Here is a 26,666-nt window from a genome sequence, read left to right as displayed (position 1 = left end):
GAGGTCAGATGACAATCTCATCTGACCTCGGGTTAACGCTCACCGCCGCTTTACAAAATAAACGCTTAAATTCTGCCCCATCAGGCTTTGCACCTCACTGCCCAGTGCCTCCGCCTGAATCTGCTGCTGAACCGGCCCGGTTGCCAGGCTGTGGCCATCCACATCCCGTGCTTTCACGAGTTTCCATTCCACCTCGTTGCTCGCCATAGCCATCAGCTCTTTCAGCTGGGCTGTGTCCTGTGGCCGGAACCATCGGTCCCGGCAGCCGCCGAGGCTGTAGAAATCGGCGTCGGAGATCAATTCCTGCCAGGCGGCATCGTTCCTATTGGAAAGCACCATCCGGCGGAGCTGGCGCAGTGTCTGACGGCTGGGTTGAAGCTTATGTTCGGCAACCAGTTTGCGGATCTGTTTGTCACCCGATGTTTGCTCGGCAATGGCGGTATGCATGTGCACCACCGCGCCGGAGCCGGTGGCTTCGTTGACCAGGGCCGCCAGAGACAGGCTGGTCATGGCCGGCGAGGGCAGGCGACCGACTTCAATCCAGTGCACCTGGTGGCCGTCCGCCACGAAACGTTGGGCAATAGACCAGGGCCAGAACACGATGTTGTCCATACCCATCTCGTTCGCCATACGCGTGGCCTTGGCGATATTGGCTAACGATTCGTCCACGGCGATCACTTCTACATCGTCCAGATAGCCCGCCAGTTCCATCGCCCGCTGACCGGACTGCGCACCGCAAACCATGATCCGAAGGGTGGTCGGGAGATTTTCCGTGTCCAGCCCCAGTTCCGTGGCCATCAGTGTTTTCAGGCTGCTTTCTGTACGATAGGCCAACTGCGACCAGGACGGCCATGCCTGGGGAACATCGGTCTTCTCCAGACAGAGCTCTTCGGCCTTCTCATCGAAGTTCTGCTTGATGCCTTCTTCTTCGGCCCGGTTGTAATAGCTGGCGGCCATGACCGGCTGCAATGCCAGGGGCCAGTCCACCAGGTTCCACTGGCCAAGTTGCACGGCGAACGGCTGGTGAAAGAGGGCGCCGTACATCGCGCTGATCATCAGCGAGCCGATGAGTCCGCCCTGCTCCTCGCCAAGGGCAAACTGGGCCTGGATGCTGTCGTTGATGGCAGAGACCAGTCGTTCCTCATCGTCCTCGGCGGAAAGGGCGTAGCCGGTTCTGTCGGCGTACTGAGCGATGGCCAGAGTCAGGCGCTGGAGTTCGTCCCGAAGTTCAACAGTTTGTGCAGCTTCGGCAATGATCGCCCGGCGCAGCATAGTTACCAGTTCTTCCACCGCCGGATTTGGCATCAGGGTTTTCTGTAGAGCCAGGATCAGCAGCTCATCGTCGCTGGCGGCATCCAGGAAAATCTGTGCATCGGGGTTATCCAAATCATACTGCTGATGGATAATCGCGCCGACAAACCGACCCAGCTCCTGATGCGGCAAACCATCCCGCTGGAGCAAGGCGATCGCATCGTGGGCGAGGGCGGAATCGGCCTTGTTCACCTCCAGATGCTGGGCACAGCTCAGCATGCCGCTGTATACGGAATCCCATTCGGCGCCGGTTTCAAGAAGCTTACGATAATGCAGATAGGCCACATCGAACTGCCCCTGCAGCCGCTTGGCATGGGCAACACCACAGAAAGCGGCGGAAGATTGCCGGTCGCAGTCCAGGGCCTGCAGGAAATACTGCTCTGCAAGGGCCGGTCGCTCGGTTTTCAGGGCCCAGTAACCCAGGTTGCAATACTGCTGCGCCTGGCCAGGCTGATGGTTCAGGCTGGCATTGAACAGGGTGTGTGCCCTCTCAAGCTGCCCGTCGTCCATCTCCACGCGACCAAGTAGCCCCAGCCCACCGGCATGCTCCGGCTCCAGAGCCAGCGCCTCGTTCAGATAGCCCCGACATTCCTGCCGGGCCTTTAGCCGCTGGATATGGCTGAGGCCGTTGCTATTGGACTCCCCGTAGGCAAGGTTGGCCTGCAGAAGCAGGCGGGCAACCTGGGCCTGTTGGGATTGTGTTATCTGTACTTGATGCTTGGCTTGCATGGGACACCTCGTGAATACAGCCGCAATTTTGGAGCGGCAAAGGTCTGCAGCTTTTTGACAATTTGCAGTGCTCTAAGGGTAACAATGCGAAAGGTGTGCCAAGTGACATTTAAAATGCTTGACCGTGGGATTTCTCTTTATATCAATTAGATAGCTCGATAATGTTCTGAATACTGTTCACAAAACTATATGAGCGCTGATCGCTAGGATTCTGAGCTATTGTATTCATGAAAGTAGAGCGCATCTTGCTCACTCTTTGTTTGGCGGAGTGAAATTCTCGATGGTTATGAATCCATATGATTGCTTGTCCGATAAGTTCAAACTCTGAACCACAGACAAAACCTGCCTGACTATCGTATCGCTTAAAGTTATTTGAATCGGTGTAGCTTGCCAGATCATCTTGCGGTTCAAGATACACTTTGGGTTGTTCGAGGAGAATCGAATCAATATTGGTGTTTGCGCCACCAAACGGGAAAGTACCAATTGCGAAATGGCAATCTGCTAATTGCTCCATATATTGGCAATAAGGCTGCGGTTCATGGACTGTTATCCCCCCACCGAGGGCGCGAATCAGCTTTCGTTCAAATGCTAGTAATTTGAAGCCCCTATTGTGGGCAGGAAAAAAATGAAACTCGAGGGATTTAGTGCTGTTCTCTCTCAACATCCGGCAAACTTGCAGCACCCGGTCACTGATCTTCATGAGTGAGCTGTTGATCGCAATTCTGATTGTTGTGTCAGATTCTGAGGGGGCCCGGCTTCGCAGCTGCGGATTAAGTTCTGGGTGCAGAGTAGTGTGGCCAATCTCGCCATAAAACGGTATCAGCCTCTCTATGCACCAGCGCTGATAATCCGGCCCTTCAAACATTCCGCTCAAGAAGCCAAAATCAATGGTGTCTGTCATGGCTGATGCCGGATGGCCGTACCCCATCACTTGAACCGGAGCCAGCCGAAAATTCGCCAGAAGTACCGTCCACACGTTCATTCCGAGGGACGGGTAGATAATGATGTCAGGTTGAAACTCGATGATTTTCCTGGCGGTCTTCTTTAGGTCAGCCGGATTGTTGCTGACTTGCACGTATGAGTGCAGGTCCGACTGGCTTGTCGGATCCACGTCCCCAGACACAGAAAAAAGACACGTCACGAAAGCATCTTTAAGGGGGGCAATTCTGGCATGGTAGCACCGGTACATAGCGTGTTCCGAACGGTAGCGCTCGACCAAAACTGCGACCCTTGGCTTTCGAGGGAGGGCTTTCTTGAATGGCACCTCGGGCATTTTTGGGAAATTTGCAGAGATGATTCGATTGATCTTGGCTTTAATCTGGTGTCGTCGCGGGGTGTCCCAGTAAGAACAGCCCATCCAGATATTGACCAGCATGACGGTGCAGACGGAGATATTAATGTTGTCTGGTAGAGACAGAAAGGAGTTGAATGCCAGGTCAAAGTTCTCAAACCCTTCGGGCGTTTGTATCTGCTCAAGTTGATAAAATGCCGCCACAAAGGTGTGGAAACATTCCTGGGGTACCTGTCGCAACAAAACGTCAAATGGCGGTTTGATTCTGCTGTTCAATGTCCAGCAGATTAGCATTAGAAAAACGTCAGAATCAGACTTCAGTTGGAATCCATTGGTCTCACTCCAGAGGTCTCGATACTGAAGAATGTGGTCAAGGTTTCCAAAGTCAGACAGGTAGAAAATATCAGTCAGGTGGGTTTTGTAGAGAATAAATTTGAGGATTTGCTGGTGACTGAGGGTCAGGTTCGGTGATGTGAGGAAGGCGGTAATACAGAGGGCCAACCGCTGCGCTGAGGCCTGATTGTCCAACATAGATCGGCCCAAAGCCATTGGGTAGATTCCCGATGCGCGATGGTGCTTGCCATCCGATAGCAGTCGCTCTCCGCCGAGTACTACCTTACCCTTTTCGATGTCATCCAGAAGAGAAAACAGTTCCTCTTTAAACGCGTCTAACTGATTTGTGAAGAGTTTCTTTTCGAGCGACGGAATGGACACTGGTTTTCCTTCAACTGCCGATGGATGAGATTGGCGCTTTCGCGCCAATCTCAAAGCCTATTCTAGCCCTGCAGGAGCTGCAACACCTGTTGAGGACGGGCATTAGCCTGAGCGAGTATCGAAAGGCCCGCCTGCTGAAGCACCTGAGTCCGTGCCAGCTCGGCGGTTTCAGCAGCGAAGTCGGCATCTTGAATCCGGGATCTTGCTGCACTGAGGTTCTCCGAGGTAGTACTCAGGTTGGCAATGGTAGACTCGAACCTTGACTGAACTGCACCCAGATCTGCTCTGATTCCATTGACAACAGCAAGCGCGCCATCGACAACAGATATTGCGGCGCCGGCTCCATCAACGGTACTGATGTCTATTGTAGCAACGGTGAGTTTCTCAGAGCCAACAGGCGTGTCGGCAGAGACGTTGAAAATGGACTTCTCGGTAGCGTCGTTTTCAGCATCCGAAGATACGGTGTATGCATCTGATGAAGAAAAGTCTACTACACCTGTTACCACCAGTGAGTCCTGAGTAGCATCATCCCCAATCAGGTCAGTAGAAGCACCGCTCCCATCAGCCCCCGAGACCGTAAGGTTGCCAGGCCCACTGTGCGTGAAATTGTCGATCTGAATGTCATCGCCACCATCCTGGGTCAGTTTGATAGTGCCTTCGTCAACTTCTGCATTAATGCCGGTCTGTCCGGCTGCCCTGTTGATGACTGAAGCAAGTTCGCTCAGATCGTCAGGATCAGAAACCGTGGCAGTAATCCGTGATGATTCCCCATTTGGGCTCACCAGATCGAAGGAGATTGTTCCAGCCGCATCGGTTGAGATTTCTGCGGTAGTCCTGGCGGTTGCCGAGACACCGGTGCTTTCAGATCGCTCGTTTACCTCTGCTGCGATAGTCCGGGCGCTCGATCCGGCGTCAATTTCAAATGTTTCCTGGCCAAGAGCGCTGGCTACTGTGAGATTCTGAGCCCCTACGGGATGATTGGCCTGAGCCACGGTCAGATTGGATTCGGCCGTGGAAGGGGACCCTGATCCGACATTGTCAACCGAACTTGATTCCTTGATCTCATAGTTTCCAAGATCTTGATTCGTTGCGCCGGTCACCGAGACGGAGATGGTTTGGTTCTCGTTTGCGCCTACTTGAAAGCTCTGCGCCTGAAAAGAACCGTCAAGAAGTTTGAGACCGTTGAACTCTGTGGTTTCAGCAATACGCTGCAATTCTTGCTTCAGCTGATTCACCTCGGATTGAAGGGCCGCTCGGTCAGAGGCAGAATTCGTTGAGTTTGCCGATTGGATTGCGAGTTCGCGGATCCTTTGGAGAACCTGTCCTGATTCATCCAGAGCACCCTCAGCAACCTGAGCGAGAGAAATACCGTCGTTGGCATTCCGCTGCGCCTGGTTCAGGCCGCGAATCTGGGAAGTGAATCTCTCGGAGATCGCAAGCCCTGCCGCATCGTCTTTTGCCGAGTTGATTCTCAACCCTGACGATAGTCTTTGAAGCGCTGTGTCTGCGTCTCTCTGCGACGCGTTGAGGTTTCTTTGGGCGTTAAGTGAAGCGATGTTTGTATTGATAATTTGTGGCATGGCGTTTCTCCCAGCTCAGAGATGCCGACGCTTGATTGTTTTAAAGTCATCAAGTACCGGCAAAGATTGCTCGTTTGCGGGATGATCAGCGAATGCTGTGCCAATGTTTAAAAAAAGTTTAAAAACAGTTGGTTATAAGGGGTTTTTTCATCCCCGGGGGGGCAGGGGGTGGCCTGGTGCCGGTGTTATGGCATCAATTTGCCGCTTTTACATTAATTTACAAAGAATTTATCTCTTTCCCTAAAGGTAGCCGAAAAGGTGCCGTTAAATCGGGTACAGGGCGGCGCTTCCATCAACCAGAAAGAGCGCCAGACCTTTTCCATGCAAAGACGACTAATGTCGAAAAGGGGAAGCAATATGGCTCTCGGAATTAACACTAACGTGGCATCTCTGTCTGCCCAGAATAACCTGAACAAGTCGCAGTCTCTGTCCGATCAGGCCTTGGAGCGCTTGTCTTCTGGCCTGCGGATCAATTCCGCAAAGGACGATGCGGCAGGTCTGGCGATCTCATCCCGGTTTGACGCGCAAATTCGTGGTTTGAACGTGGCTCAGCGAAATGCCAACGACGGTATCTCGCTGGCGCAAACAGCTGAGGGTGCACTCGGGCAGGCTGGCGACCTTCTACAACGTATTCGTGAACTGGCCGTTCAGTCTGCGAACGACACTAACTCAGCTTCTGACAGGAAATCATTGCAGGCTGAAGTTACCCAGCTTCAAGCAGAATTGAATCGTGTTGCGGACACTACCAATTTCAACGGTCGCACTCTTCTTAATGGCGATTTCACAAACGCACAGTTTCAGGTTGGTGCAAACGCCAATCAGACCATCAACGTTACTCTTGGCAGCGCCAGGGCGACTGATGTTGGCAACTACACTGCGGATACTTCCAACGGCACTGCAGCAGGAAACCAGACAGTAACCAGTGGTGCTGTGGCTACCGATGATAATGGTGTTGCAGCCGGGAACCTGACTATTTCGGGCAACGGCGCGACTGAAGTGGTCGCGTACGGTGCAAATGCTACCGCGGCAGATGTTGCTTCTGCGGTGAATGCTGTATCTTCTGATACTGGTGTTTCTGCTGATGCGTTTACCGAAGCGACTCTCTCCGGAATCCTGGACGACGCTGGCGGCACGATTTCGTTTGGTTTGCAGGGTGAAAACGATTCTGCTGTGACCATTTCTGCCACGATAGACGGAAGTGATTACAGTACTCTGGTTTCCGCTGTAAACGATGCCACAGCAACCACTGGTATCACGGCACGGCTCGACGATGATGGCAATGTCCTGCTGAGAAGCGACGCGGGCGACGATATCGTTTTGAACTCAGTAAACGGTAACGTTACTGTTACATCAGGCGATGATACGGCTGAAGCTTTGGTAGCTGATGATAGCACCCGGGTTGCGGGCGAAGTCGACTTCAGCTCCAGCTCAGTGTTCAACATTACCTCCGACGATGCCAGCTTCATTGACGATACGGCTGGCGCTAGCGGCAGTCTCCAGAGTGTTGCTGCAATTGATATAACAACAGCTGATGGTGCTAATAGCGCGATTGAAACGATTGATGCAGCGCTGACCTCTATCAACAGCCAGCGGGCCGATCTCGGTGCCATTCAAAACCGCTTCACCTCTACCATTGAAGCGATTGCGACTACCTCCGAGAACCTCTCTGCAGCCCAGAGCCGTATCCTGGACGCAGACTTCGCAGCAGAAACTGCCAAGCTGTCCAAGGCCCAGGTCCTGCAGCAGGCTGGCATCTCTGTACTGGCGCAGGCTAACGCCCGTCCGCAGCAGGTTCTGTCCCTCCTGCAGTAAGGGGCTAGCGGTAACGGCCGGAACCTTTGGGTTCCGGCTTTACGCCGTATAGGATAGCGAGGTGAGCTATGAATGACGTTAACCTGAACAGCCCGGATCTGAAGCTGGTTCGCTCCAGTGAGCAATCTCCGGCTCGGGCAATTTCGTCATCTCAGGCCGAAGGCAGGAATGCCTCCGACCTTGCTGTTTCGTCGTCCGCTGCAAGCCGTGCTCAGAGCTCTCAAGTTGCTTCAGAAGTGTCCAAGGCTGAAAAGCTACAGGTGCGAAATGAAGCGCAGAGAGAAGAGCTGGATGAGGCGGTCAGTCAGCTGAACGATTTTGTTCAGAATGTGCAGCGGGATCTGCAGTTTGAGGTGGATAACGATCTAGGGCAGACCATTGTGAAGGTTGTGGATCAACAGACCCAGAAAGTTATTCGCCAGATTCCGGACGAAGTGGCATTGAGGTTGGCAGAGAACTTGCAGCAGGATGAGCCGCTGACATTGTTTAACATCAAAGTGTAAAGCCTTGCCGCTTTTGCGTTGATGGAACAATGGCATTTCAGCACCGCCGCACCCGAGAGGGGCCGGCGGTGTTCTGGTTTGTGGGCTTTGCTGTCGTTTTACAAGTTGTTACAAAATTGGCAGGCGAGAAGGCAAAGTTTTGCCGCTTTCTGCCGATACATTGATCAATAAACAAGCTCGCTCCCTCGAGGAGACATGGTTATGGCAGGAATATCTTCATTAGGCATTGGCTCCGGGGTCCTTAATTCGGACCTGGTGGATCAGTTGGTCTCTGCAGAGCGCCAGCCCACAGACCAGCGCCTCAACTTCAATCAGCAGCGCACTGAGGCGTTGATTTCTGCCTATGGAACACTCAAGAGTGCAATCACCGATCTCCGCTTGCCGATGCGGCAGCTTAGTGCTCCGGATAACCTCAAGGCATTTTCGGGCAGTTCGTCCAACGATGGTGTGAGCGTCAGCGTTGATTCATCCAAGGCCAGCCAGGGTACCTATACAGTTACCGTTGATAGTCTTGCCCAGGCTCAGTCTCTTGCATCTGGGAGCTTTGCCGATCGTGACTCGACGGCCGTCGGTAGTGGTTCCTTGACGATTACGGTTGGCGGCAAAACCACCACCCTTGACATCGATAGCTCAAACAACACGCTGCAAGGCATCGCGCAAGCCATCAATGACGCGGATACCGGTGCCAGTGCGGGCATTATAGATACAGGTAATGGTTACAGACTGGTTCTGTCATCTGACAAAACCGGGGCAGATAACGCCATATCGATAGCCGTCAATGATGCCGACGGGAACAACACGGATGCAACCGGCCTGTCGCAGTTCGCCTTTGATGGCGTCACCAACAATCTCACCGAAACGGTGGAAGCAAAGGATGCGGTCGTTCAGGTGAATGGTATTTCTATAAGCCGGCCGACAAACAACATCGAGAATCTCATTGATGGCGTTTCGCTCGAAGTTTCTGAGGCGGGCGTTACCTCTACAGTTAAAGTCAGTCAGGATCTAGGCAAGGTTGCAGATCGGGTTGGCGCGTTTGTTGAAAAGTTCAATGCACTCCAGCAAACCATCCAGGGGCTTTCAGGGTTCAATGCGGAAACCGGTCAGGGAGGAATTCTCTCGGGCGACTCAGCTATCCGTGGCATTCAGAGTCAGATGCGTCAGATTATGGGGCGTGTTGTGCCCGGGCTGGAGAACGCGTCCGTTCGAACCCTCGCGGATGTTGGCATCACCACGAATTATGAAACAGGCGGGCTTGATTTTGACCGCACCAAATTTACCGAAAAGCTGCAGGCTAACCCTGATGATGTAACTGCCCTCTTTGCGGAGCAGGGGCGTGCCTCTGATGAGCAGATTGAGTTTATTCGCAGCAATGTGAATACCGAGCCCGGCAATTATTCCGTCAATATCTCTCAACTGGCGACCCAGGGCTCATTGTCAGGCGCTAATGTCGGCACCGCTGATGTAACGATTGATGCCGACAATGATGAGCTATCCTTCCTGGTAGATGGTGAGACTTCGGTGTCCATCCAGTTGACAGCGGGCACATATACGCGGGAGGCCCTCGCCGCGGAAATTCAGGTGCAGTTAAATGATAGCTCTGCACTGGCAGCGACTGGGCGTTCGGTGACAGCTGAATTTGATGCAACGGCTGGAGCCTTCAAGTTTACCTCGGAGGCTTACGGAAGTGAGTCCAATGTGAGCCTCACCTCTGTGGATACGAACTCCGCTGCTACTCTGGGATTGGATGTTGCGACAGGTACCGCGGGGCAAGATGTCGCCGGAACCATCAATGGGCAGAGGGCAACGGGAGAAGGCCAGGTCCTATTCGTGGAAGGTACTGGCAGTGCTGCTGGTATGCAGGTCAAGGTCACCGGTGGCTCGTTGGGCAATCGAGGAGACATCAATTTCATTCAGGGCGTAGGTGATCGGATGGTGGATCTGATTTCCGGAATCGTTGGCCTGGATGGCTCTCTTGAAGCCAAAACTGATGGGCTTCAGAAAGATCTTGAGCGGATTTCCGAAGACCGGGCGCGTCTTGATTTGAGGATTGAATCCTATCGCGAGCGACTGGTTGCGCAGTTTTCGGCCGCTGACTCACTGATCGCCCGATTGAACAGCACCCAAGATTACGTAAGCCAGCAGCTTGCCGCGCTTGCACCCCAAAACAACCGGAACAACAACTGATCGGCTTTAGCCGGTTAGCGAACGAAGAGGTCTGATATGAACGGTTTACAGGCATACCAGCGCGTAAACACCCAAACCAGCATCACCGATGCTGACCCCCACAAGCTGATTCAGCTTTTGTACAACGGTGCCCTTGAACGCATCAACATGGCAAAGGCGCGGATGCAGGCGAAGGATTACGAGGGCAAGGGCAAACTGATCTCCAAGGCAATTGAGATCATCGGCGGTCTGCGCAGCTTCCTCGACTTTGAAAAGGGTGGCGACCTGGCTGTTCGGCTTGAAGGTCTCTATGACTACATGGAGCGCACTCTGTTCGAGGCGAACGCAAAGAACGATATTGCCAAGCTGGATGAGGTTGCTGATTTGCTCCGAGCCATCAAAGAAGGTTGGGATGGCATTCGCGAGGAAGCAGTCGGCAGCCAGCAGCAGGCTGTCTAAAGCGAATACCTGATTGCCACGCTATTCCCCTCTTATTGGGCTGGGTTCTACCCCGGCCCAATAGCCATTCCCCCCGCTGTCCCGTACAATAGCGCCCTTATTTTCAACACATCCATTCTGTTCAGTCTGGAGCAAGGGCATGTCTGATATCAAAAAGGTGGTGCTGGCCTATTCTGGTGGCCTGGATACTTCCGTTATCGTTCGGTGGTTGCAGGATACCTACAACTGTGAGGTGGTGACCTTCACCGCCGACATCGGCCAGGGCGAGGAAGTTGAACCGGCGCGGGCGAAAGCCGAGGCGTTGGGCGTGAAGGAAATCTACATCGAGGACCTGCGCGAGGAGTTTGTGCGCGATTACGTGTTCCCGATGTTCCGCGCGAATACCATCTATGAGGGTGAGTACCTGCTGGGTACCTCCATTGCCCGTCCTCTGATTGCCAAGCGTCTGATCGATATCGCCAATGAAACCGGTGCCGATGCCATTTCCCACGGCGCAACCGGTAAGGGTAACGATCAGGTGCGGTTCGAGCTGGGTGCCTACGCGCTGAAGCCAGGTGTGAAGGTGATTGCGCCCTGGCGTGAGTGGGATCTGAATTCCCGTGAGAAGCTGCTGAAGTACTGCGAAGAGCGCAACATTCCGGTAGAAATGAAGAAGGGCAAGAGCCCGTACTCCATGGATGCCAACCTGCTGCACATCTCTTACGAAGGCATCAACCTGGAAGATCCCTGGGCGGAAGCCGAGGAAGATATGTGGCGCTGGAGCGTATCTCCGGAAGCCGCGCCGGATGAGCCGACCTACGTTGAACTGACCTACAAGAAGGGCGACATTGTTGCCGTTGATGGTCAGGACATGAAGCCCCACGTGGTTCTGGAAACCCTGAACAAGCTGGCGGGTGCCAACGGCATTGGCCGTCTCGATATTGTCGAGAACCGCTACGTGGGCATGAAGTCCCGCGGCTGTTACGAAACCCCGGGCGGTACCATCATGCTGCGTGCCCACCGTGCCATCGAATCAATCACCCTGGATCGCGAAGTGGCACACCTGAAAGACAGCATCATGCCGCGCTACGCCGAGGTGATCTACAACGGTTACTGGTGGTCGCCGGAGCGTGAGGCGCTGCAGGCGCTGATCGATCAGACTCAGAACTATGTAAACGGTACTGTTCGTCTGAAGCTCTATAAGGGCAATGTGGATGTGGTTGGCCGCAAGTCTGAGGATTCTCTGTTCGATGAGAAGATTGCCACCTTTGAGGAAGATCAGGGTGCGTACGATCAGAAGGATGCGGAGGGCTTCATCAAGCTGAACGCCCTGCGTCTGCGAATCGCTGCTGGCAAAGGCCGCAAGCTTTAAGTCTGCTCGACGGACGCCCGGAATTCTCCGGGCGTCTTCCCCGTCACTGCTTTGAACTTCCTGTGAAACGACGTGGTTTCACTATATCCCAGCCTTAGCGCAATATCTGGAATGGCTAACTCGCTGTTTCGTAGATAATCCTCGGCCATTTTTTGCCGCACTTCGTCCAGCAGTTTCTGGTAAGAGACCCCTTCCTGGCCGAGTTTTCTTTGAAGGGTCCGGCTGGTCATCCCCAGGTCTTCGGCCACCATGTCTTGCCGGGTTATGCCGTGCATGAGCTGTTGTTGGATGCTGTGACGGACCTTCGAAGTCAGGTCGCTGTCGGTATCCAGGGACGCCAGCTGACTCAGGGCATGGGCTTCCAGCGTTTTGCGGAGCAGGGGGTCTGGTTGCCGCAGGCGGGTCTCCAACAGGGTTTTCTTTAAGGTAATGCTGTCTTCATCGGCGGAAAAGGTGACCGGGCAGTGCCAGCGCTCCCGGTAGGCCGTTTCAAATTCGGAACCCGGCGAGGATCGGCGAAGTTTTACCGAGCTTGGTGATGCTTCCTGATTGTCTGCAAGCCAGCGGGCGTAGTTCACCCAGGAGGCGAACACGTTATCCACCAGTTGCGGGCGGACGACGGGATCGGTGTAGTTGCAGTTCCAGGTCAGTTTGATGTCGTCGCCTTTCATGGCGAGGCTGGTGGTTCCCATATCTCCGACGAGTTTTTCAAACGGTGCAATGCGTGCTACGGCTTCGCCGAGGGTGGCGCAGCTCATGGTGATGTAGCCAAGTACGCTGTAGGAGCCGGGTTGGACAAAATCGCCGGTCTCCAGGCCCAGGATCGGGTTGCCGGTTTGTTCGCACAGTAAATGAATAAAGTACTGGAACTGCTCGCCGTTGATGCGGCCGTCGTCGGTGTCGAGGATGTTCTGGTCCAGGCCGGCCTGGTCGAAAAGGCGGTTGATATTCACGCCGGCGGATTCGGCGGCACGAACGTATTGGCGCAGGGCGGCGACAGAGGCGGTTCCGAGGGTTTTCATGGTTACAGCACTGGTTTTGGAATCGTTATAGCGGGAGTATAACGGAACTGGTGCGGAAACGTCTGGGGCAGAAAATAAAAAGGCCAGCTAAAAAGCTGGCCTAAAAAACAAGGAAAAAACGAAAGTGCCTGAAAAATTCGTTAATCCGGTGGATTCGATTCCCCATATGGCGGCGGAGGTACTACTCGGCTCCTCCGCCATGGGGGATACTGCTTAAATCCACAATTGCAGAATAAGTCTTCCGGGCCTTCCTGTCTGTTTGTGAAGTGTGTATCAGTGTTACCGAGTGTGTCGCCCCTTCAGGCGGTCGCTCCAATCTCCGGCGCAGTCTCGGTAAACCGTCGGGTATCGTACGCATCCACCAGCCCTTGTACCGCGGCCCGTTCCATATCCTGGATTGAGGGCGTGCCGTTCTGGGCGTCGGCTTTGCACAGCACCATGCCGGCTTCCACGGAAATATAACCTGCTGTGGTTTTCAGGGCCTTGTGGTTGATGCCGTCAAACACGCGCCGGAAGGCGGTGGTGGTGCAGTGGTCGCTGCTCGGGAAGTAGGCAATGATGGCGAACTGGTTGTCGCCTACGCGGCACAGGGCGTCGATGGGACGAATCAGGGTGCTCAGCCGGCGAGCGATGCCGATGGCCAGCTCACTCATGACCGTGGGCGGGTGCTTGCGTTTGAGCTCCTGCCAGTTGCGAATGCCACACAGTACATAGGCAGAGGCACCGCCCCGGGATTCAGCGTGGCGCAGCGTCTTGGTCAGTCGCTCGCGACCGTATTTCGTGTTGCAGAGGCCGGTTTCCAGATCAATGATGTTGGTGGATTCCAGTTCCCGGTTGTTCTCGATCAGCAGGGAGTTGGCACGTAGCAGGGTGTTTTGGCGGTCAGCCATTCGGTCTGCTGCGAAGATGCGGGGGATCAGCTGCTTGGTCATGTCGGACTTGTAGATGAAATCATCCACGCCCCGGTCGAAGGCTTCAGAGAGGGCTTCGACGCTCTCCCGGGCGGTGAGCAGGATCACGTAGGTGTAGTGATTGTTCTGCTCGTCCTGTTGTCGCACCTGGTCGGTGAGCTCAAGGCCATCCATCTCGGGCATCAGCCAGTCCGCAATCAACACACTAACCGGGCGCTGCTCGATCAGCTTGAGGGCTTCCGGTGCGTTGTTCACGATGCGTACGTCGCGATATCCGGCATTTCGCAGCGTGCGGCCAACCACCATACTGCTGAATTTCGCGTCGTCTACTACGAGGATGGGAAGGTCCAGATTGGGCATTGTTATCTACTTTTACCAGTCCGTTGTCAGGTGCGGGAGATGCCGGGGGTTGGTATCATCCCCAGCAAATTGAAGAAGTATACCTTCTTACTCTGTTGGAGAATAACGACCATGCCTTCTTTTGACATTGTTTCAGAAATCGATATGCACGAAGTCACCAATGCGGTCGACCAGGCCAAGCGGGAACTGGGCAATCGCTGGGACTTCAAAAACGTTGAAGCCGACATTGAGCTGGACGACAAGGGTATAACCATCAGTGCCGAGCAGGAGTTCCAGCTGGAGCAGTTGCTGGATATGCTGCGGATGGCGTTTGCCAAGCGGAATATCGATGCCCGCGCCCTGGCAGAGGACGGAGACAGCAAGTCTGGCAAGCTGGTCAAACAGCACCTGCTATTGAAGCAGGGCATTGAGACCGATATGGCCAAGAAGATTGTGAAGATGATCAAGGACCGGAAGATGAAGGTCCAGGCCAGTATCCAGGGCGATAAAGTGCGGGTGACCGGCAAGAAGCGTGATGATCTTCAGGGAGCCATCGCCATGTTGCGCGAGGCTGAGCTGGATATCCCGCTTCAGTTCAATAATTTCCGCGATTGATCCGGAGGCTTTACCATCTTCACCGGCACCCGCCTGACCCTGATTCGGGATACGCTCTACACCTACACCCGTTGGCAGGTGATCGCCCTGTTGTTCATGGGGTTTTCGGCGGGTCTGCCGTTCCTGCTGGTGTTTTCCACGCTTAATGCGCGGCTGGCGGATGTCGGGGTGGAAACTGCCACCATCGGTTTTTTCAGCTGGCTGGGCATTACCTATTCCATCAAGGTGTTCTGGGCGCCGGTGGTGGACCGTCTGAAACTGCCGCTGCTGGACCGGCTGCTGGGCAAGCGGCGTAGCTGGATCATCTTTGCGCAGGCGGGTATCGCCACTGGTCTCTACTTGATGGCTCACGTGGATGCCACGGCAGCGCCTGAAATGATGGCTCTGTGTGGCCTGCTGGTGGCTTTCTCCTCAGCTACCCAGGATGTGGCCATTGATGCTTACCGTATCGAGATTGCCGAGGAACGGTTGCAGGCCGCCTTGGCTGCAACCTATATCTTTGGCTACCGGCTGGCGCTTCTGGTGGCCGGCGCCGGTGCCCTTTACCTGGCGGAATTCTGGTCTTGGCAGGTTTCCTATGAGGTAATGGCCGCCCTGGTAGGCGTTGGGGCGCTGACGGTGTTGATTGTTCGCGAGCCCAGCGTAAACCACTTTGCCGCCGCCCAGGACATTGCCCATAAGATCGAGCAGGAGGCTGCCAAGCTCACCCATCTGAATCCCCGGTTGGCGAGGCTGGTTGGTTGGTTCTATGCAGCCGTCGCCGGTCCTTTCCTGGATTTCTTCCGCCGGTACAAAGAGCTGGCCCTCATTATTCTGCTAATGGTTGCCGTCTACCGGATCTCCGACATCGCCATGGGCGTGATGGCCAACCCCTTCTACCTGGATTTCATGGGCTTCAGCAAAACCCAGGTGGCGGATGTGACCAAGATCTTCGGTTTCTTCATGACCATCGCCGGCTCGCTGGTGGGTGGGGTTATGGTGGTTCGCTACGGCGTTCGCCGGATTCTTCTGCTGGGGGCGATCATGACCGCCGCCACTAACCTTCTGTTTGTCGTTCTGGCCCAGTACCCGCCTAACATCGTCACCCTGGCCGCAGTGGTTAGCGCCGATAACCTCAGTGGCGGCATTGCCAACGTGGCTCTCATTGCCTGGCTCTCCAGCATGACCAGTGCCTCATTTACCGCTACCCAGTATGCTCTGTTCAGTTCGCTGATGACCCTGCCTGGCAAGTTCATCGGTGGTTTCTCAGGCATAGTTGTGGCCGGTTTCGGTTACGCAGAGTTCTTCCTGGTGGCGGGCATCATGGGCGTGCCGGCCATCCTGTTGGCCATTTTCATGATTCGACATGGTGATCGATTGGATGCGTTAGCGCCTCGACATGAATCAAAGCCTGACGCAGAAGCGGTGAGCTCCTGATGTCCGAACCAACCAAAGACCAGAAAATCTGGCAAGTGGTACTGGCCGTCCCAAAGGGTAGGGTGGTCAGTTACGGGCAAGTTGCAGAGATGGCTGGATTGGGTCGTCAGGCCAGGTATATCGGAAAGGCCTTGGGTAAGCTGCCAGAAGGCCATGTCGTGCCGTGGTATCGAGTTATTCGTAGTAACGGCCAGATTGCCTTTCCCGTTGGGTCCGAGAAGTACTTTGAGCAGGTAAGCCGGCTCGAGGCCGAGGGTGTCGAGGTCGTTGATGGGCGGGTTTCGATGTCGAGGTTTCGGTGGTAATGGGGCGCCTTGGGCGCCCCATTCGGCGGTAGCCCGACGGGTCAGAGCCGAAGAGCTCCATCCACCTCAATCATCCGCCCGGAAACATAGTCGTTCTCAAAGATGAACGCGGCCGCCGAGGCAATTTCTTCCGGCTTGCCCATGCGCTTGAGCGGAATGCCTGCGGTCATTTTCTCCAGGGCTTCAGGCTTCATGGACGCTGTCATTTCGGTCTCGATGAAGCCCGGGGCGATGCCAGCACAGCGAATGCCGTAACGGGCGAGTTCCTTGGCCCATACGGGAACCAGGGCGGAGACGCCGGCCTTGGCGGCGGAGTAGTTGCTCTGGCCCATGTTGCCGGCACGGGAAATGGAAGCGATGTTGATGATCGCTCCCTGGTCGCCGTTTTTAATCATCTGGGTCGCAGCTTCCCGGCCGCAGAGAAACACGCCGGTGAGGTTGACGTCGATAACGGCCTGCCATTGGGACAGCTCCATACGGCGCTCGACTTCGCCATCCTTCACTTTGACCATCAGACCGTCCCGGAGGATACCGGCGTTGTTGACCAGGCCATTGAGGTGGCCGAAATCTTTTACGATGGCTTCAAAGGTTTTTTCAACGTCTTCTTCTTTGGCGACGTTGCAAACGTAGCTTCTGGCTTCGGTGCCGGCGGCTTTGCACGCGGCAACCGCCTCATCCAGCTTTTCCGGCATCAGGTCGATCAGCGCGAGCTTGGCACCTTTGGCAGCAAGGTATTCGCCCATGGCACGGCCAAGGCCCTGGCCGCCGCCGGTAATTGCAATCACGGAATCTTGAAGTTTCATGTTTTGCCCTAACTACTGTTATCAGGTGGTTTTACGGTTGCTGTGCGTCTTTTCACCGGTAAAACTGGTGTGTCGGGCCATTTAAATGGCTTCTTTTTAAAACGGAAGGGCTGCGAGTATACCAGACCTTCTGAAATTCCTGCTCAGACCCTGAGGTCCCGATGTCCGTGTTTCTTTTTCTCTTTATCATCATGCCAATCGCCGAGATGGCGGTATTGATCCAGGTCGGCGGCATGATTGGTGTGGTCAATACCATCGGGCTGGTGCTGCTGACTGCCGTCATCGGTGCTTGGCTGCTTCGCCAGCAGGGCCTTGCCACGCTATTAAAGGCCAATCAGCGGCTGAACAGTGGGGAATTGCCTGCCAAGGAGGTCGCCGAGGGGCTGATTCTGGCCATTGGTGGTGCCCTATTACTTACGCCGGGCTTTATTACCGATACGGTCGGTTTTCTGTGCCTGATTCCCGGGTCCCGTCACTGGCTGGCAGCCCAGGCGCTCAAGCGTATGGTCGTGGCTGGGCAAAGCCGGAGCAGCAGCTTCTATTTCCGTGCCGGCGGCGGGTCGAACCCTTTCGGGCAGGATCCGTTCGGTGGCCGCGAAAATCCCTTCGGTCGGCAACGCCCGTTTGACCGGGACAGTAATGGCGACATCATAGAAGGCGAGTATCAGGACGAGACGGAATCCGATCGGGACCGGATCGAAAAAAAGTGAAAAAATTTCTCTCCGGGGTGTTGAAAACACCTACCCGCTACCCCAAATAGAAACCACAAGTTCGCTGCAGGCTGATTTCCACTGAAAACAGTTGGTTATCCAGCCGGGCAATTTGTCGGGTCCGGTTCTGCCGATCCGACCAACATCAACAATGTCATTGCCACATTAATCTGACTATTGGAGAAACCGAGCAATGAAAATTCGTCCGCTACACGATCGTGTTGTCGTGCGCCGTAAGGAAGAAGAAGAGAAAACTGCGGGTGGCATCGTGCTGCCGGGTAACGCCAAAGAGAAGCCTTCCCAGGGTGAGGTGATTGCCGTTGGTAACGGTCGCATCCTGGAAAACGGCGAAACCCGCTCACTGGCGGTCAAGGTGGGTGACACCGTGGTCTTCGGCCAGTACGCCGGTAACACCGTCAAGATCGACGGCGAAGAGCTCCTCATCATGAGCGAGAGCGATATTTACGGCGTGCTTGAGTGATCGCTGAGGCGAATCGCACGAACTCTCATTAATCCGATTAATTCAGTTACTTCGGTTTAACGAACAGGAATAGAAGACATGGCAGCAAAAGACGTTAAATTCGGTGATAGCGCGCGGAAGCGCATGGTCGCGGGCGTCAACGTTCTGGCAGACGCGGTTAAAGTGACCCTCGGCCCGAAAGGCCGTAACGTGGTTCTGGAAAAGTCCTTCGGTGCGCCGACCATCACCAAAGATGGTGTTTCCGTGGCCAAGGAAATCGAGCTGGCTGACAAGTTCGAGAACATGGGCGCCCAGATGGTGAAAGAAGTGGCTTCCCAGGCCAACGACACGGCTGGTGACGGTACCACTACTGCAACTGTTCTGGCCCAGTCCATCGTCAACGAGGGCGTGAAGGCCGTTACTGCCGGCATGAACCCGATGGATCTGAAGCGTGGCATCGACAAGGCCACGACCGAAGCGGTCAAAGCGATCCGCGAGATGGCCAAGCCCTGCGACGACAGCAAGATGATTGCCCAGGTAGGCACCATCTCTGCCAACGGCGACGAGACCATCGGCAAGATCATCGCCGACGCGATGGAAAAGGTTGGCAAGGAAGGCGTCATTACCGTTGAAGAAGGCCGTGGCCTGGAAGACGAGCTGGACGTGGTTGAAGGTATGCAGTTCGACCGTGGCTTCCTGTCTCCGTACTTCATCAACAACCAGGACAACATGTCTGCCGAGCTGGAAGACCCTTACATCCTGCTGGTCGACAAGAAGATTTCCAACATCCGCGAGCTGCTGCCGGTGCTGGAAGCTGTAGCCAAGGCTGGCAAGCCGCTGCAGATCATCGCTGAGGACATCGAAGGCGAAGCGCTTGCAACTTTGGTTGTGAACAACATGCGTGGCATCGTGAAAGTCAACGCTGTTAAGGCGCCTGGCTTTGGTGATCGTCGCAAGGAAATGCTCCAGGACATCGCGATTCTCTCCGGTGGTACCGTGATCTCCGAAGAAGTCGGCCTGACTCTCGAGAACACCACCCTGGATGACCTGGGCACAGCCAAGCGTGTCAACGTGACCAAGGAAAACACCACCATCATCGGCGGTGCAGGAGCACAGGCGGACATCGAAGCTCGCGTTGAGCAGATCCGCAAGCAGATCGAAGACAGCTCTTCCGATTACGACAAGGAGAAGCTGCAGGAGCGTGTTGCCAAGCTGGCTGGCGGTGTTGCCGTCATCAAGGTTGGTGCCGGTTCCGAAGTGGAAATGAAAGAGAAGAAGGCCCGCGTTGAAGATGCACTGCACTCCACCCGCGCTGCGGTTGAAGAGGGCATTGTGCCGGGCGGCGGCGTTACCCTGATCCGCGCTATTGCGGCTCTGGACAAGGTAGATGCCATCAACGAAGAGCAGAAAGCCGGTGTGAACATCCTGCGCCGTGCCATGGAAGCTCCGCTGCGCCAGATCGTGTACAACGCAGGCGGCGAGTCTTCTGTGGTGGTTGCCAAGGTTCGTGAAGGCGAAGGCTCTTTCGGCTTCAACGCCTCTACTGAGCAGTATGGCGACATGTTGGAAATGGGTATTCTGGATCCTGCCAAGGTTACCCGTTCCGCGCTGCAGGCAGCTGCTTCCGTTGCGTCCCTGATCATCACCACCGAGGCGATGGTTGCCGATGAGCCGGAAGACGAGAAAGCCGGCGGCGGTATGCCGGACATGGGCGGCATGGGAGGCATGGGAGGCATGGGCGGCATGATGTAATGCCGGCCTGATCCCAGGCGCTCCGAAGTTTTGGGGCGCTGCCCGATCACCACTGAAAACCCCGCGTTGGTTCACGCCAACGCGGGGTTTTTGTTTTTTTGTCATGAACTTGGGCAATGCCTTTGCTAGACTCGGCTTCCGGTCCATTATCTGTGCAACGCCGAATGAGTGACGCTGAACCCAAAACTTTTCTTCGCCCCGGCAAGGTGTTTCTGCTCCTGCTGCTGGGCGCTCTGGTTTATCTGCTGTCACTGGTCTTTCTGGTACCTGCTGGGTGGGTCTGGCAGCAGGCTTCTGCTCACGTTTCTTTGCCGCCCCAGGTTCAGGTGCGACAGGTTGCCGGAAAAGTATGGGATGGTGAGGCCGGGGTTGTGGTTGCCGGCTTCCCGCTGCGTGTTGACTGGCGTCTTCACATGCCAAAGGTCACCAGCCTGAAATGGCCAATGACAATTTCTGTCGAGTCGTCACAATCCTCGCTTAATGGCGATGTTACGATTGGCTGGCCTGCCAGTGCGCAGCTGGATGCGAGTGGGCGGGTTATGGTAGCCGAGTTTGAAGACCTGATTCGCCAGAGTGGCGGTGCAATGATCGAAGGCGAGGTGATGATCGACCGGCTGACTATGGCCTGGGCCGATAACCGGATTACACGCGCTGAAGGCCTGGGGCGCTGGGATGGTGGTCTGGTGACCTGGCCCATGGGCGACCAGCGGGGTCGGGCGGAGTTTCCGCCCATGCAGGCGACCATGGATACCACCCAGGGGGGCGTTGCCCTGAGCGTTTCCGAACAGGGCGGACAGGGTCCGGCGGCAGACGCCACGGTGTTCTGGAACGGAATGCTGGAACTGCGTGTCTACAAGCGAATGGTGGACCTGGCAGGTCAGCCCTGGCCGGATTCTGCCAGCCCCGGCGATGTGGTGTTCCGGGTGCGCCAGCCTCTTGTCCCGGGGGCGCGATAGTATGGCTATGTTAAGTACCCCGGCCCAGCGCCGGATTTCGCGGACTCTCGCGAACCTGTTGTTGCTGGTATTGGTGGTGTATCTGGCTGTCACGCTCGCCCGGATGACTTGGCTGTTCGCCTGGGAGGACAGGCCGGTCCCAAGTGCACCAGCGTCGAACAGTGCCGGGAACATGGCCGGGGGCAGCGGTCTGACGACATCCATGGCCGTTTACGATTTCTTCGGGCGTTCGGAGCAGCCAGTTCAGGTGGCGGAAGCCGTTCGCCGCTCGGCTCCGGAAACCCGCCTTCGGCTTCGGCTCGAAGGGGTGCTGGTAGCGCAGCGCCCGGAGGACTCCGGTGCTATAGTTGCTGGAAGCAATGGTGAAACGGCGTATTACCGGGTCGGGGAAATGTTGCCCGGCAACGCCGAGCTTGCCGAAGTCGAGCCGGGTCGAATTCTGATTCGTCGGGGCGGACAGTACGAGACCCTGACATTTGAGGAGCAGGTGTCTTCAGATCTGGTTGCAGAAGTAACTGCCGAGCCGGCAGAATCAGGACCTGATGAGTTTCTGGCCAGCGCCCGCGAGCAGATTGATAGCCAGGGCATTGCTGCTCTCGCGCCTTTCGGGTTGAGCCCGGTGGATGACAGCGGCATGTCAGGGTACGTATACGACGGCTCCAATGCCATGCTGAATGCTGTCAACCTGCAGGCCGGTGACGTAATAACGGCGATCAACGGCCAGCGACTGGGAGATATCAGTCAGGACAAGGCCCTGCTTGAGAACTGGCGCGGTCAGGCCCAGTTGGAGATCGAAATCGAGCGTGACGGATCCATCCTCACCATAAGTTATGCCATACCCGAACAGTGGCGCTGATCGGGTTCATTGAAACAGGACGAAATCGCCAGATGTATAACCACAAGATCAATCTTTTGCGGGCTATTGTCCTGCTTGTTCTCCTGCCCTTTATGTCCATGGCGCACGGGCAGGAAGCCGAGACATGGCGGCTTAATCTCAAGGACGCCGATATCCGCGCCTTTGTGACCCAGGTGGCCGATATTACCGGGTACAGTTTTGTGGTGGATCCCAGGGTGAAGGGCAAGGTTACCGTGCTTTCCAGCGCGCCCATGAACAAGGATGAGATTTATGACTTGTTCCTGGCGGTTCTGAACGTGCACGGGTTTACGGCCATTCCTGGCGAAGAAGTGATCAAGGTGGTGCAGCAGGTTGACGCCAAGCAGTCGGCGGAGATTCTGGAGCGGTTTCCGGAAACGCCCTCGGAACAGCTGATCACCCGGGTCATACAGATTGATAACGCAAATGCCCTGGAGCTGGTCCCGATTCTTCGCCCGCTGGTGGCCAAGTATGGCCACCTGGCCGGTGTAGCCGCTGCCAACGCGCTGATCATCAGCGACCATTCTTCCAACATCCAGCGAATCGAGCAGATTGTACGGGAACTGGATAGCCCCTCTAAATACGAAGTGGAGGTTATCCAGCTTCAGGAAGCCTGGGTGGGTGATATGGTCACTCTGCTGCAGGAACTGGCTCCCGATGAATTGGGCCGGGCCGGCGGCGAAAATGCCGCCAGAAAATACAGCGTAACCGCCGATGAGCGCAGTAACCGGCTGATTTTGCGGGGCGATGAAACCTTCCGGGACAAGATGCGCGGCCTTATCCGGCAACTGGATCAGCCTTCGGCAACCGGCGGTACCACCAAGGTGCTGCGACTGAAGCACGCCGATGCCAAGAATCTCACTGAAATTCTCAAAGGTGTGATGGGCGAGCTGGTCAAAGAAGGTTCAGGATCAGGGGGCTCTGCTGGTGGCTCACGGCCGCAGAGCAATTTCGCGGTTTTCGCCGATGAAGGGCTGAACGCCCTGGTGGTGCGTGGCGAGCCGTCCCTGATGCAGGAAGCCGAACAGATTGTGGCCGCTCTGGATGTGCGTCGTGCCCAGGTGATGATTGAGGCGGCCATTGTCGAGATCAGTGACGAGCTGGGCCAGGATCTGGGCGTTCAGGTTGCCGTGGGTGACGAGTCCGGCGAATCCACACCGGTTGCCGGTACCAACTTCGGCAACGTGGGTCGCAGTCTGGGCGAGGTACTCAGCGCGATTCTGACCGAGTCCGCCATCACCCCCGCAGTAGGTGGAATCACCGTCGGCGCCGGCCAGCGGAACGAGGATGGTGTGAGTTGGGGAATTCTCCTGCAGGCTCTGTCCACTTCCGCAGCAGCCAACCTGCTGTCCACGCCCAGCATCATTACCCTGGACAATCAGGAATCGGAAATCATTGTGGGGCAGAACGTGCCGTTCCGGACTGGCCAGTCAACAGTCACCGGCGATGGCACCACCAACCCGTTTACCACCATCGAGCGTCGTGATATTGGCCTGACCCTCAAGGTTACCCCGACCATCAGCGCCGATGGCCTGGTACGTCTGGTGGTAGAGCAGACCACGGAGAACGTGGCGGACAGTATCGAGGACGCCTCGGATATCGTTACCAACAAGCGGGAAATCAAGACTACGGTACTCGCAGATGACGGCGAGACCATCGTGCTGGGCGGTTTGACCCGTGATGATTATCAGATCAACAAGAGCAAGGTGCCCCTTCTGGGCGACATTCCGTTCGTCGGGCGTCTGTTCTCATCGGAATCGGAGCGTCGGGTAAAGCGTAACCTGCTGGTGTTCCTGCGCCCGAAAATCATGTTGGGTAAAGAGGAAGCCGTTGCGGCCACCTCTGACAAGTTCAATCAGCTGTGGGACGTTAACCTGAATATCCGGGAAAAGCTGGGCATGCCTACCGAAGAGCAGCGCCCGACGGTGGACGCCCTGTTTGAAGGCGAAAACACTCGCGTACAGTAAGTAAGCGTTCAGACAGCCAGTGGCGGCATCGGACAGTCCATCTGATCCGCCACCAGGCGCATCAACTCATACTCCCGGGTTTCCACCTTGCCGTCGCGGGTGATGCAGTACCCGCAGGCATCAATGATCGCCGGTTTCAGGAGCGGCGAGAGACCGTTCAGAGCAGTCAACGACTCCCGCAGCTGGCGCATGGTGACTTTCTCCAGAACCGGCTCATTGCCATCCTTCGCATTCATGAAGCCTGCCATGGCTTCCCGGTACAGCTTCTCGGCGTCAGCCTGGGACGGAGACCCTGCCCGTGCCATCAGGCTTAAAAGTCGCTGCAGGGCCGGCATGACCGGTTTGTAGCTCTTGTAGCGAACCGGAACCACTCTGGCGGCCTCGTCGCCCAGATGGCGCGACAGGAAACTGGTCAAGGCCAGTTCAAACAGGGTGACCCGGTTATCCGCAGCAACCAGCTTCTGGACATTGGTAATCAGCATCTCCCGTTCTTCCGGATCCAGCTTGCGCAGTGCCGGCATGGCCAGCTCCAGGGCAGGAAAGCGGACTCCATCCCCAATAGTCTTCAGGGCGGGTAAGAGCTTCTCCAGCAGGTCCGGCTGGCTGCCCAGGACCGGGTGAGCCGGCAGCAGGTTCAGTCGTTCCTCCTGTTGTGGTCGCGGCAATTCACAGATCAGCATGGCGTAACAAAGTTGTGAGGCTCCGGCCCGGGTGTAAAGCAGGTTCCGGAAAGTGGCTGGCAGTCGCTCCAGAAAGCGCAGCGCGAAGTCTTCGCTTTGCCGGTTGATGGTTCCAACCTGGTCTGAGAATTTCCGCCCCGGCTTGATCGGCGCCTCCGGGCTCGACGCCAGGGGCGAGGTTCTCCCGCTCTTGCCGGTGACCGGTCCAAGGATGTCGGATGCCGCTCCGGTGAATCCCGATGCGCCTGTTTCAGGCGCTGGTGCGGAGCTGCGGTAGAGGTCGGCGCCGGGCTCGGTGTCCCTCAGCCGGCTGCGCAATCTGGCCAGCATGCCGGGCTGGATGGCATTGATGCGCTCGTCGATGGGCGGATGGGAGGCCAGCAGCGAGGTAAACTTCATCCGCGCACTCTCGCCGAAACACATGTGGTTCATATCGCTGGCGTGACTGGTGGTGTCCAGATAGCCGCCCTTCATGCCGATTTTGAACAGTGCGCCGGCGATGCCTTCGGGGTTGCGGGTAAACTGCACGGACGAAGCATCGGCCAGCATTTCTCGCTGCCTGGAGACGGCCGCCTGTATGAGCCGGCCAAAGAAAACCCCCACATAGCCGATCACGAACAGCGCCAGGCCGATAATGCCCATGGCCGCCTGGGCCCTTCCGTCCCGGGATCGACCCACTCTGTGGCCACGATAGAAGGAAGCTCGAAGCAGGAAGCCGCCAATCTGACCGATCATCAGGATGCCGGCGAGCAAAGCAATGAGCCGGACATTCAGCCGCATGTCCCCGTTGAAAATATGGCTGAACTCGTGGGCGACCACGCCTTGCAGTTCGTCCCGGGATAGCTGGGTGATGGCTCCGTGAGTGACGACCATGACGGCTTCGCCGGGCGTATAGCCTGCCACGAAGGCATTGATACCGGTTTCCTGATCCATCACGTAGAGTTCCGGTACGGACACACCGCTGGCAATGGCCATCTCCTCGACAATATTGCGCAGTTTACGTTCGTCACTGTCCCGGGTATCCGGATCAATCGGTCGTGCGCCCACCATTTTGGCAACCCGGTCGCCGCCGCCAGCCAGGTCGACCCAGCGGAGCAGGGAGCCCAGAACAATTAGCCCGATAACCGTAACGGCCGTTAAAAGGCCATGGTTGGAGAGCAGCCAGTGGTGGAAGGCGAGACCAGAGGATTCACTGCGGGTTACGAAATACCCTACGAGGCAGACGGCGAGCGTAATAAACGCAACCGCCGTCAGGAAAAGGAACACCAGTAGACTGGTGTTGCGCCGGGCATGGGCCTGGCGCTGAAAGAAACCGGGATGAGCCATGCCTCAGGGCCTCAGAAGGCCACTTTCGGTGCCTGACGGGCTTCCGGTGATTCCAGTTCCAGTTGCGATGTTTCCTTGAACGCGAACATGCCGGCAACGATGTTGTTGGGGAACTGCTCCCGGAAGATGTTGTAGCTCATCACGCCGTCATTGTAGGCCTGGCGAGCAAAGGCGACACGGTTCTCGGTGCTGGAGAGTTCTTCCATCAGTTGCTGGATGGTTTCGTTGGCCTTCAGCTCCGGGTAGTTCTCGGCCACGGCGTAAAAGTTGGCAAGTGCCTTGGTCAACAGGTTTTCCGCGCTGCCCAGTCGCTGGATCTTGGTGCCGTCGCCCGGATCCTTGGCGGCATCTTTCTGGGCGCTGACCGCATTGTTGCGGGCTTCCATCACCTGGGTGAGGGTGGTTTTCTCATGGGTAAGATAGGCCTTTGCCGCTTCCACCAGGTTCGGAATCAGGTCGTGCCGGCGCTGCAGCTGAACATCAATCTGGGCAAACCCGTTCTTGAACTGGTTACGCAGGGAAACCAGGCGGTTGTAGATGAAGACCAGGTAGAAAACTACGACGGCAATGACAATCAGGCCGATAACGGTGGTTCCCATGGCAACTCCTCAGGGTAA

The 26,666-nt window shown here is 56.1% G+C and carries 22 protein-coding genes; 14 read left to right on the top strand and 8 right to left on the bottom strand.

Annotated features, from left to right (window positions below):
* Window positions 1-39: 39 nt before the first annotated feature.
* From NUW46_RS13230 to NUW46_RS13220, 3 genes are all read right to left on the bottom strand, one after another.
* Window positions 40-2,040 carry a hypothetical protein gene (locus tag NUW46_RS13230; RefSeq protein ID WP_418140301.1) on the bottom strand — a complete coding sequence of 667 codons (2,001 nt, stop codon included), beginning with the start codon at window positions 2,038-2,040 and terminating at the stop codon, window positions 40-42.
* 142 nt (window positions 2,041-2,182) lie between these two features.
* Window positions 2,183-4,045 carry a hypothetical protein gene (locus tag NUW46_RS13225; protein WP_418140300.1) on the bottom strand — a complete coding sequence of 621 codons (1,863 nt, stop codon included), beginning with the start codon at window positions 4,043-4,045 and terminating at the stop codon, window positions 2,183-2,185.
* A gap of 62 nt (window positions 4,046-4,107) precedes the next feature.
* Window positions 4,108-5,625, bottom strand: a complete 1,518-nt coding sequence (locus tag NUW46_RS13220) for a flagellin (RefSeq protein ID WP_418140299.1) — start codon at window positions 5,623-5,625, stop codon at window positions 4,108-4,110.
* Between the two features lie 381 nt (window positions 5,626-6,006).
* Between NUW46_RS13220 and NUW46_RS13215 the strand changes: the two genes are divergently transcribed.
* From NUW46_RS13215 to NUW46_RS13195, 5 genes are all read left to right on the top strand, one after another.
* Window positions 6,007-7,437 carry a flagellin gene (locus NUW46_RS13215; protein WP_418140298.1) on the top strand — a complete coding sequence of 477 codons (1,431 nt, stop codon included), beginning with the start codon at window positions 6,007-6,009 and terminating at the stop codon, window positions 7,435-7,437.
* Between the two features lie 68 nt (window positions 7,438-7,505).
* On the top strand, window positions 7,506-7,940 hold the full coding sequence (locus NUW46_RS13210; protein ID WP_418140297.1) for a flagellar protein FlaG: 435 nt from the start codon (window positions 7,506-7,508) through the stop codon (window positions 7,938-7,940).
* A gap of 201 nt (window positions 7,941-8,141) precedes the next feature.
* Entirely contained in the window at window positions 8,142-10,124 is a 1,983-nt protein-coding gene (gene fliD, locus NUW46_RS13205) for a flagellar filament capping protein FliD (RefSeq protein ID WP_418142041.1), read from the top strand.
* Between the two features lie 36 nt (window positions 10,125-10,160).
* Entirely contained in the window at window positions 10,161-10,562 is a 402-nt protein-coding gene (fliS, locus tag NUW46_RS13200) for a flagellar export chaperone FliS (RefSeq protein WP_418140296.1), read from the top strand.
* 139 nt (window positions 10,563-10,701) lie between these two features.
* Entirely contained in the window at window positions 10,702-11,913 is a 1,212-nt protein-coding gene (locus NUW46_RS13195) for an argininosuccinate synthase (RefSeq protein ID WP_291905873.1), read from the top strand.
* Here NUW46_RS13195 and NUW46_RS13190 read toward each other — a convergent pair.
* Window positions 11,910-12,935 carry an AraC family transcriptional regulator gene (locus tag NUW46_RS13190; RefSeq protein WP_153633644.1) on the bottom strand — a complete coding sequence of 342 codons (1,026 nt, stop codon included), beginning with the start codon at window positions 12,933-12,935 and terminating at the stop codon, window positions 11,910-11,912. The two genes, NUW46_RS13195 and NUW46_RS13190, sit on opposite strands and share 4 nt — an antisense overlap.
* Window positions 12,936-13,234: 299 nt before the next feature.
* Window positions 13,235-14,206 carry a response regulator gene (locus tag NUW46_RS13185; RefSeq protein WP_418140295.1) on the bottom strand — a complete coding sequence of 324 codons (972 nt, stop codon included), beginning with the start codon at window positions 14,204-14,206 and terminating at the stop codon, window positions 13,235-13,237.
* 111 nt (window positions 14,207-14,317) lie between these two features.
* Here NUW46_RS13185 and NUW46_RS13180 point away from each other — a divergent pair, with 111 nt between their 5' ends.
* The 3 genes from NUW46_RS13180 (at window position 14,318) to NUW46_RS13170 (ending at window position 16,521) form a co-directional block, all read left to right on the top strand.
* Window positions 14,318-14,800 carry a YajQ family cyclic di-GMP-binding protein gene (locus NUW46_RS13180; protein WP_418140294.1) on the top strand — a complete coding sequence of 161 codons (483 nt, stop codon included), beginning with the start codon at window positions 14,318-14,320 and terminating at the stop codon, window positions 14,798-14,800.
* A gap of 78 nt (window positions 14,801-14,878) precedes the next feature.
* Window positions 14,879-16,216 carry an AmpG family muropeptide MFS transporter gene (locus NUW46_RS13175; protein ID WP_418140293.1) on the top strand — a complete coding sequence of 446 codons (1,338 nt, stop codon included), beginning with the start codon at window positions 14,879-14,881 and terminating at the stop codon, window positions 16,214-16,216.
* Entirely contained in the window at window positions 16,216-16,521 is a 306-nt protein-coding gene (locus tag NUW46_RS13170) for an MGMT family protein (RefSeq protein WP_291905865.1), read from the top strand. Before NUW46_RS13175 ends, NUW46_RS13170 begins: the two co-directional genes overlap by 1 nt.
* 41 nt (window positions 16,522-16,562) lie before the next feature.
* On the opposite strand, the gene NUW46_RS13165 is transcribed toward NUW46_RS13170, so the two are convergent.
* Window positions 16,563-17,324: an SDR family oxidoreductase gene (locus NUW46_RS13165; protein ID WP_418140292.1), complete on the bottom strand. Its 762-nt coding sequence runs from the start codon at window positions 17,322-17,324 to the stop codon at window positions 16,563-16,565.
* Window positions 17,325-17,485: 161 nt separating this feature from the next.
* Between NUW46_RS13165 and NUW46_RS13160 the strand changes: the two genes are divergently transcribed.
* The 6 genes from NUW46_RS13160 (at window position 17,486) to gspD (ending at window position 24,043) form a co-directional block, all read left to right on the top strand.
* Complete coding sequence (locus NUW46_RS13160; protein WP_418140291.1) at window positions 17,486-18,034, top strand: FxsA family protein; 549 nt, start codon at window positions 17,486-17,488, stop codon at window positions 18,032-18,034.
* A 193-nt stretch (window positions 18,035-18,227) separates the two neighbouring features.
* A complete protein-coding gene (gene groES / locus NUW46_RS13155) occupies window positions 18,228-18,515 on the top strand; it encodes a co-chaperone GroES (RefSeq protein WP_008171363.1) in 288 nt (95 codons plus the stop codon).
* Between the two features lie 78 nt (window positions 18,516-18,593).
* Window positions 18,594-20,246, top strand: a complete 1,653-nt coding sequence (gene groL, locus NUW46_RS13150; protein WP_153633641.1) for a chaperonin GroEL — start codon at window positions 18,594-18,596, stop codon at window positions 20,244-20,246.
* 164 nt (window positions 20,247-20,410) lie between these two features.
* Window positions 20,411-21,202: a type II secretion system protein N gene (gspN, locus tag NUW46_RS13145; protein WP_349342877.1), complete on the top strand. Its 792-nt coding sequence runs from the start codon at window positions 20,411-20,413 to the stop codon at window positions 21,200-21,202.
* Window position 21,203: 1 nt separating this feature from the next.
* Window positions 21,204-22,058 carry a type II secretion system protein N gene (locus tag NUW46_RS13140; RefSeq protein ID WP_418140290.1) on the top strand — a complete coding sequence of 285 codons (855 nt, stop codon included), beginning with the start codon at window positions 21,204-21,206 and terminating at the stop codon, window positions 22,056-22,058.
* 32 nt (window positions 22,059-22,090) lie between these two features.
* A complete protein-coding gene (gene gspD, locus NUW46_RS13135) occupies window positions 22,091-24,043 on the top strand; it encodes a type II secretion system secretin GspD (protein ID WP_418140289.1) in 1,953 nt (650 codons plus the stop codon).
* Window positions 24,044-24,051: 8 nt separating this feature from the next.
* On the opposite strand, the gene NUW46_RS13130 is transcribed toward gspD, so the two are convergent.
* Window positions 24,052-26,049: a M48 family metallopeptidase gene (locus NUW46_RS13130; RefSeq protein ID WP_418140288.1), complete on the bottom strand. Its 1,998-nt coding sequence runs from the start codon at window positions 26,047-26,049 to the stop codon at window positions 24,052-24,054.
* Window positions 26,050-26,060: 11 nt separating this feature from the next.
* The gene (locus NUW46_RS13125; protein ID WP_069183158.1) at window positions 26,061-26,648 is read right to left on the bottom strand and encodes a LemA family protein; all 588 of its coding nucleotides are present in this window, start codon (window positions 26,646-26,648) and stop codon (window positions 26,061-26,063) included.
* Window positions 26,649-26,666 lie beyond the last annotated feature (18 nt).

It is taken from the genome of Marinobacter sp. MA (assembly GCF_048298425.1).
Taxonomy (GTDB): Bacteria; Pseudomonadota; Gammaproteobacteria; order Pseudomonadales; family Oleiphilaceae; genus Marinobacter; species Marinobacter salsuginis.
The sequence above is the reverse complement of the archived record's forward strand: the minus strand, read 5'-3'. Positions and strand labels throughout refer to the sequence as shown.

Excerpts from the sequence above, each read along its gene's own strand:
- NUW46_RS13230 (WP_418140301.1), bottom strand. The coding sequence starts at position 2,040 with ATGCAAGCCAAGCATCAAGTACAGATAACACAATCCCAACAGGCCCAG.
- NUW46_RS13220 (WP_418140299.1), bottom strand. The coding sequence starts at position 5,625 with ATGCCACAAATTATCAATACAAACATCGCTTCACTTAACGCCCAAAGA.
- NUW46_RS13210 (WP_418140297.1), top strand. The coding sequence starts at position 7,506 with ATGAATGACGTTAACCTGAACAGCCCGGATCTGAAGCTGGTTCGCTCC.
- fliD (WP_418142041.1), top strand. The coding sequence starts at position 8,142 with ATGGCAGGAATATCTTCATTAGGCATTGGCTCCGGGGTCCTTAATTCG.
- fliS (WP_418140296.1), top strand. The coding sequence starts at position 10,161 with ATGAACGGTTTACAGGCATACCAGCGCGTAAACACCCAAACCAGCATC.
- NUW46_RS13195 (WP_291905873.1), top strand. The coding sequence starts at position 10,702 with ATGTCTGATATCAAAAAGGTGGTGCTGGCCTATTCTGGTGGCCTGGAT.
- NUW46_RS13190 (WP_153633644.1), bottom strand. The coding sequence starts at position 12,935 with ATGAAAACCCTCGGAACCGCCTCTGTCGCCGCCCTGCGCCAATACGTT.
- NUW46_RS13185 (WP_418140295.1), bottom strand. The coding sequence starts at position 14,206 with ATGCCCAATCTGGACCTTCCCATCCTCGTAGTAGACGACGCGAAATTC.
- NUW46_RS13180 (WP_418140294.1), top strand. The coding sequence starts at position 14,318 with ATGCCTTCTTTTGACATTGTTTCAGAAATCGATATGCACGAAGTCACC.
- NUW46_RS13170 (WP_291905865.1), top strand. The coding sequence starts at position 16,216 with ATGTCCGAACCAACCAAAGACCAGAAAATCTGGCAAGTGGTACTGGCC.
- NUW46_RS13165 (WP_418140292.1), bottom strand. The coding sequence starts at position 17,324 with ATGAAACTTCAAGATTCCGTGATTGCAATTACCGGCGGCGGCCAGGGC.
- NUW46_RS13160 (WP_418140291.1), top strand. The coding sequence starts at position 17,486 with ATGTCCGTGTTTCTTTTTCTCTTTATCATCATGCCAATCGCCGAGATG.
- groES (WP_008171363.1), top strand. The coding sequence starts at position 18,228 with ATGAAAATTCGTCCGCTACACGATCGTGTTGTCGTGCGCCGTAAGGAA.
- groL (WP_153633641.1), top strand. The coding sequence starts at position 18,594 with ATGGCAGCAAAAGACGTTAAATTCGGTGATAGCGCGCGGAAGCGCATG.
- gspN (WP_349342877.1), top strand. The coding sequence starts at position 20,411 with ATGAGTGACGCTGAACCCAAAACTTTTCTTCGCCCCGGCAAGGTGTTT.
- NUW46_RS13140 (WP_418140290.1), top strand. The coding sequence starts at position 21,204 with ATGGCTATGTTAAGTACCCCGGCCCAGCGCCGGATTTCGCGGACTCTC.
- gspD (WP_418140289.1), top strand. The coding sequence starts at position 22,091 with ATGTATAACCACAAGATCAATCTTTTGCGGGCTATTGTCCTGCTTGTT.
- NUW46_RS13130 (WP_418140288.1), bottom strand. The coding sequence starts at position 26,049 with ATGGCTCATCCCGGTTTCTTTCAGCGCCAGGCCCATGCCCGGCGCAAC.
- NUW46_RS13125 (WP_069183158.1), bottom strand. The coding sequence starts at position 26,648 with ATGGGAACCACCGTTATCGGCCTGATTGTCATTGCCGTCGTAGTTTTC.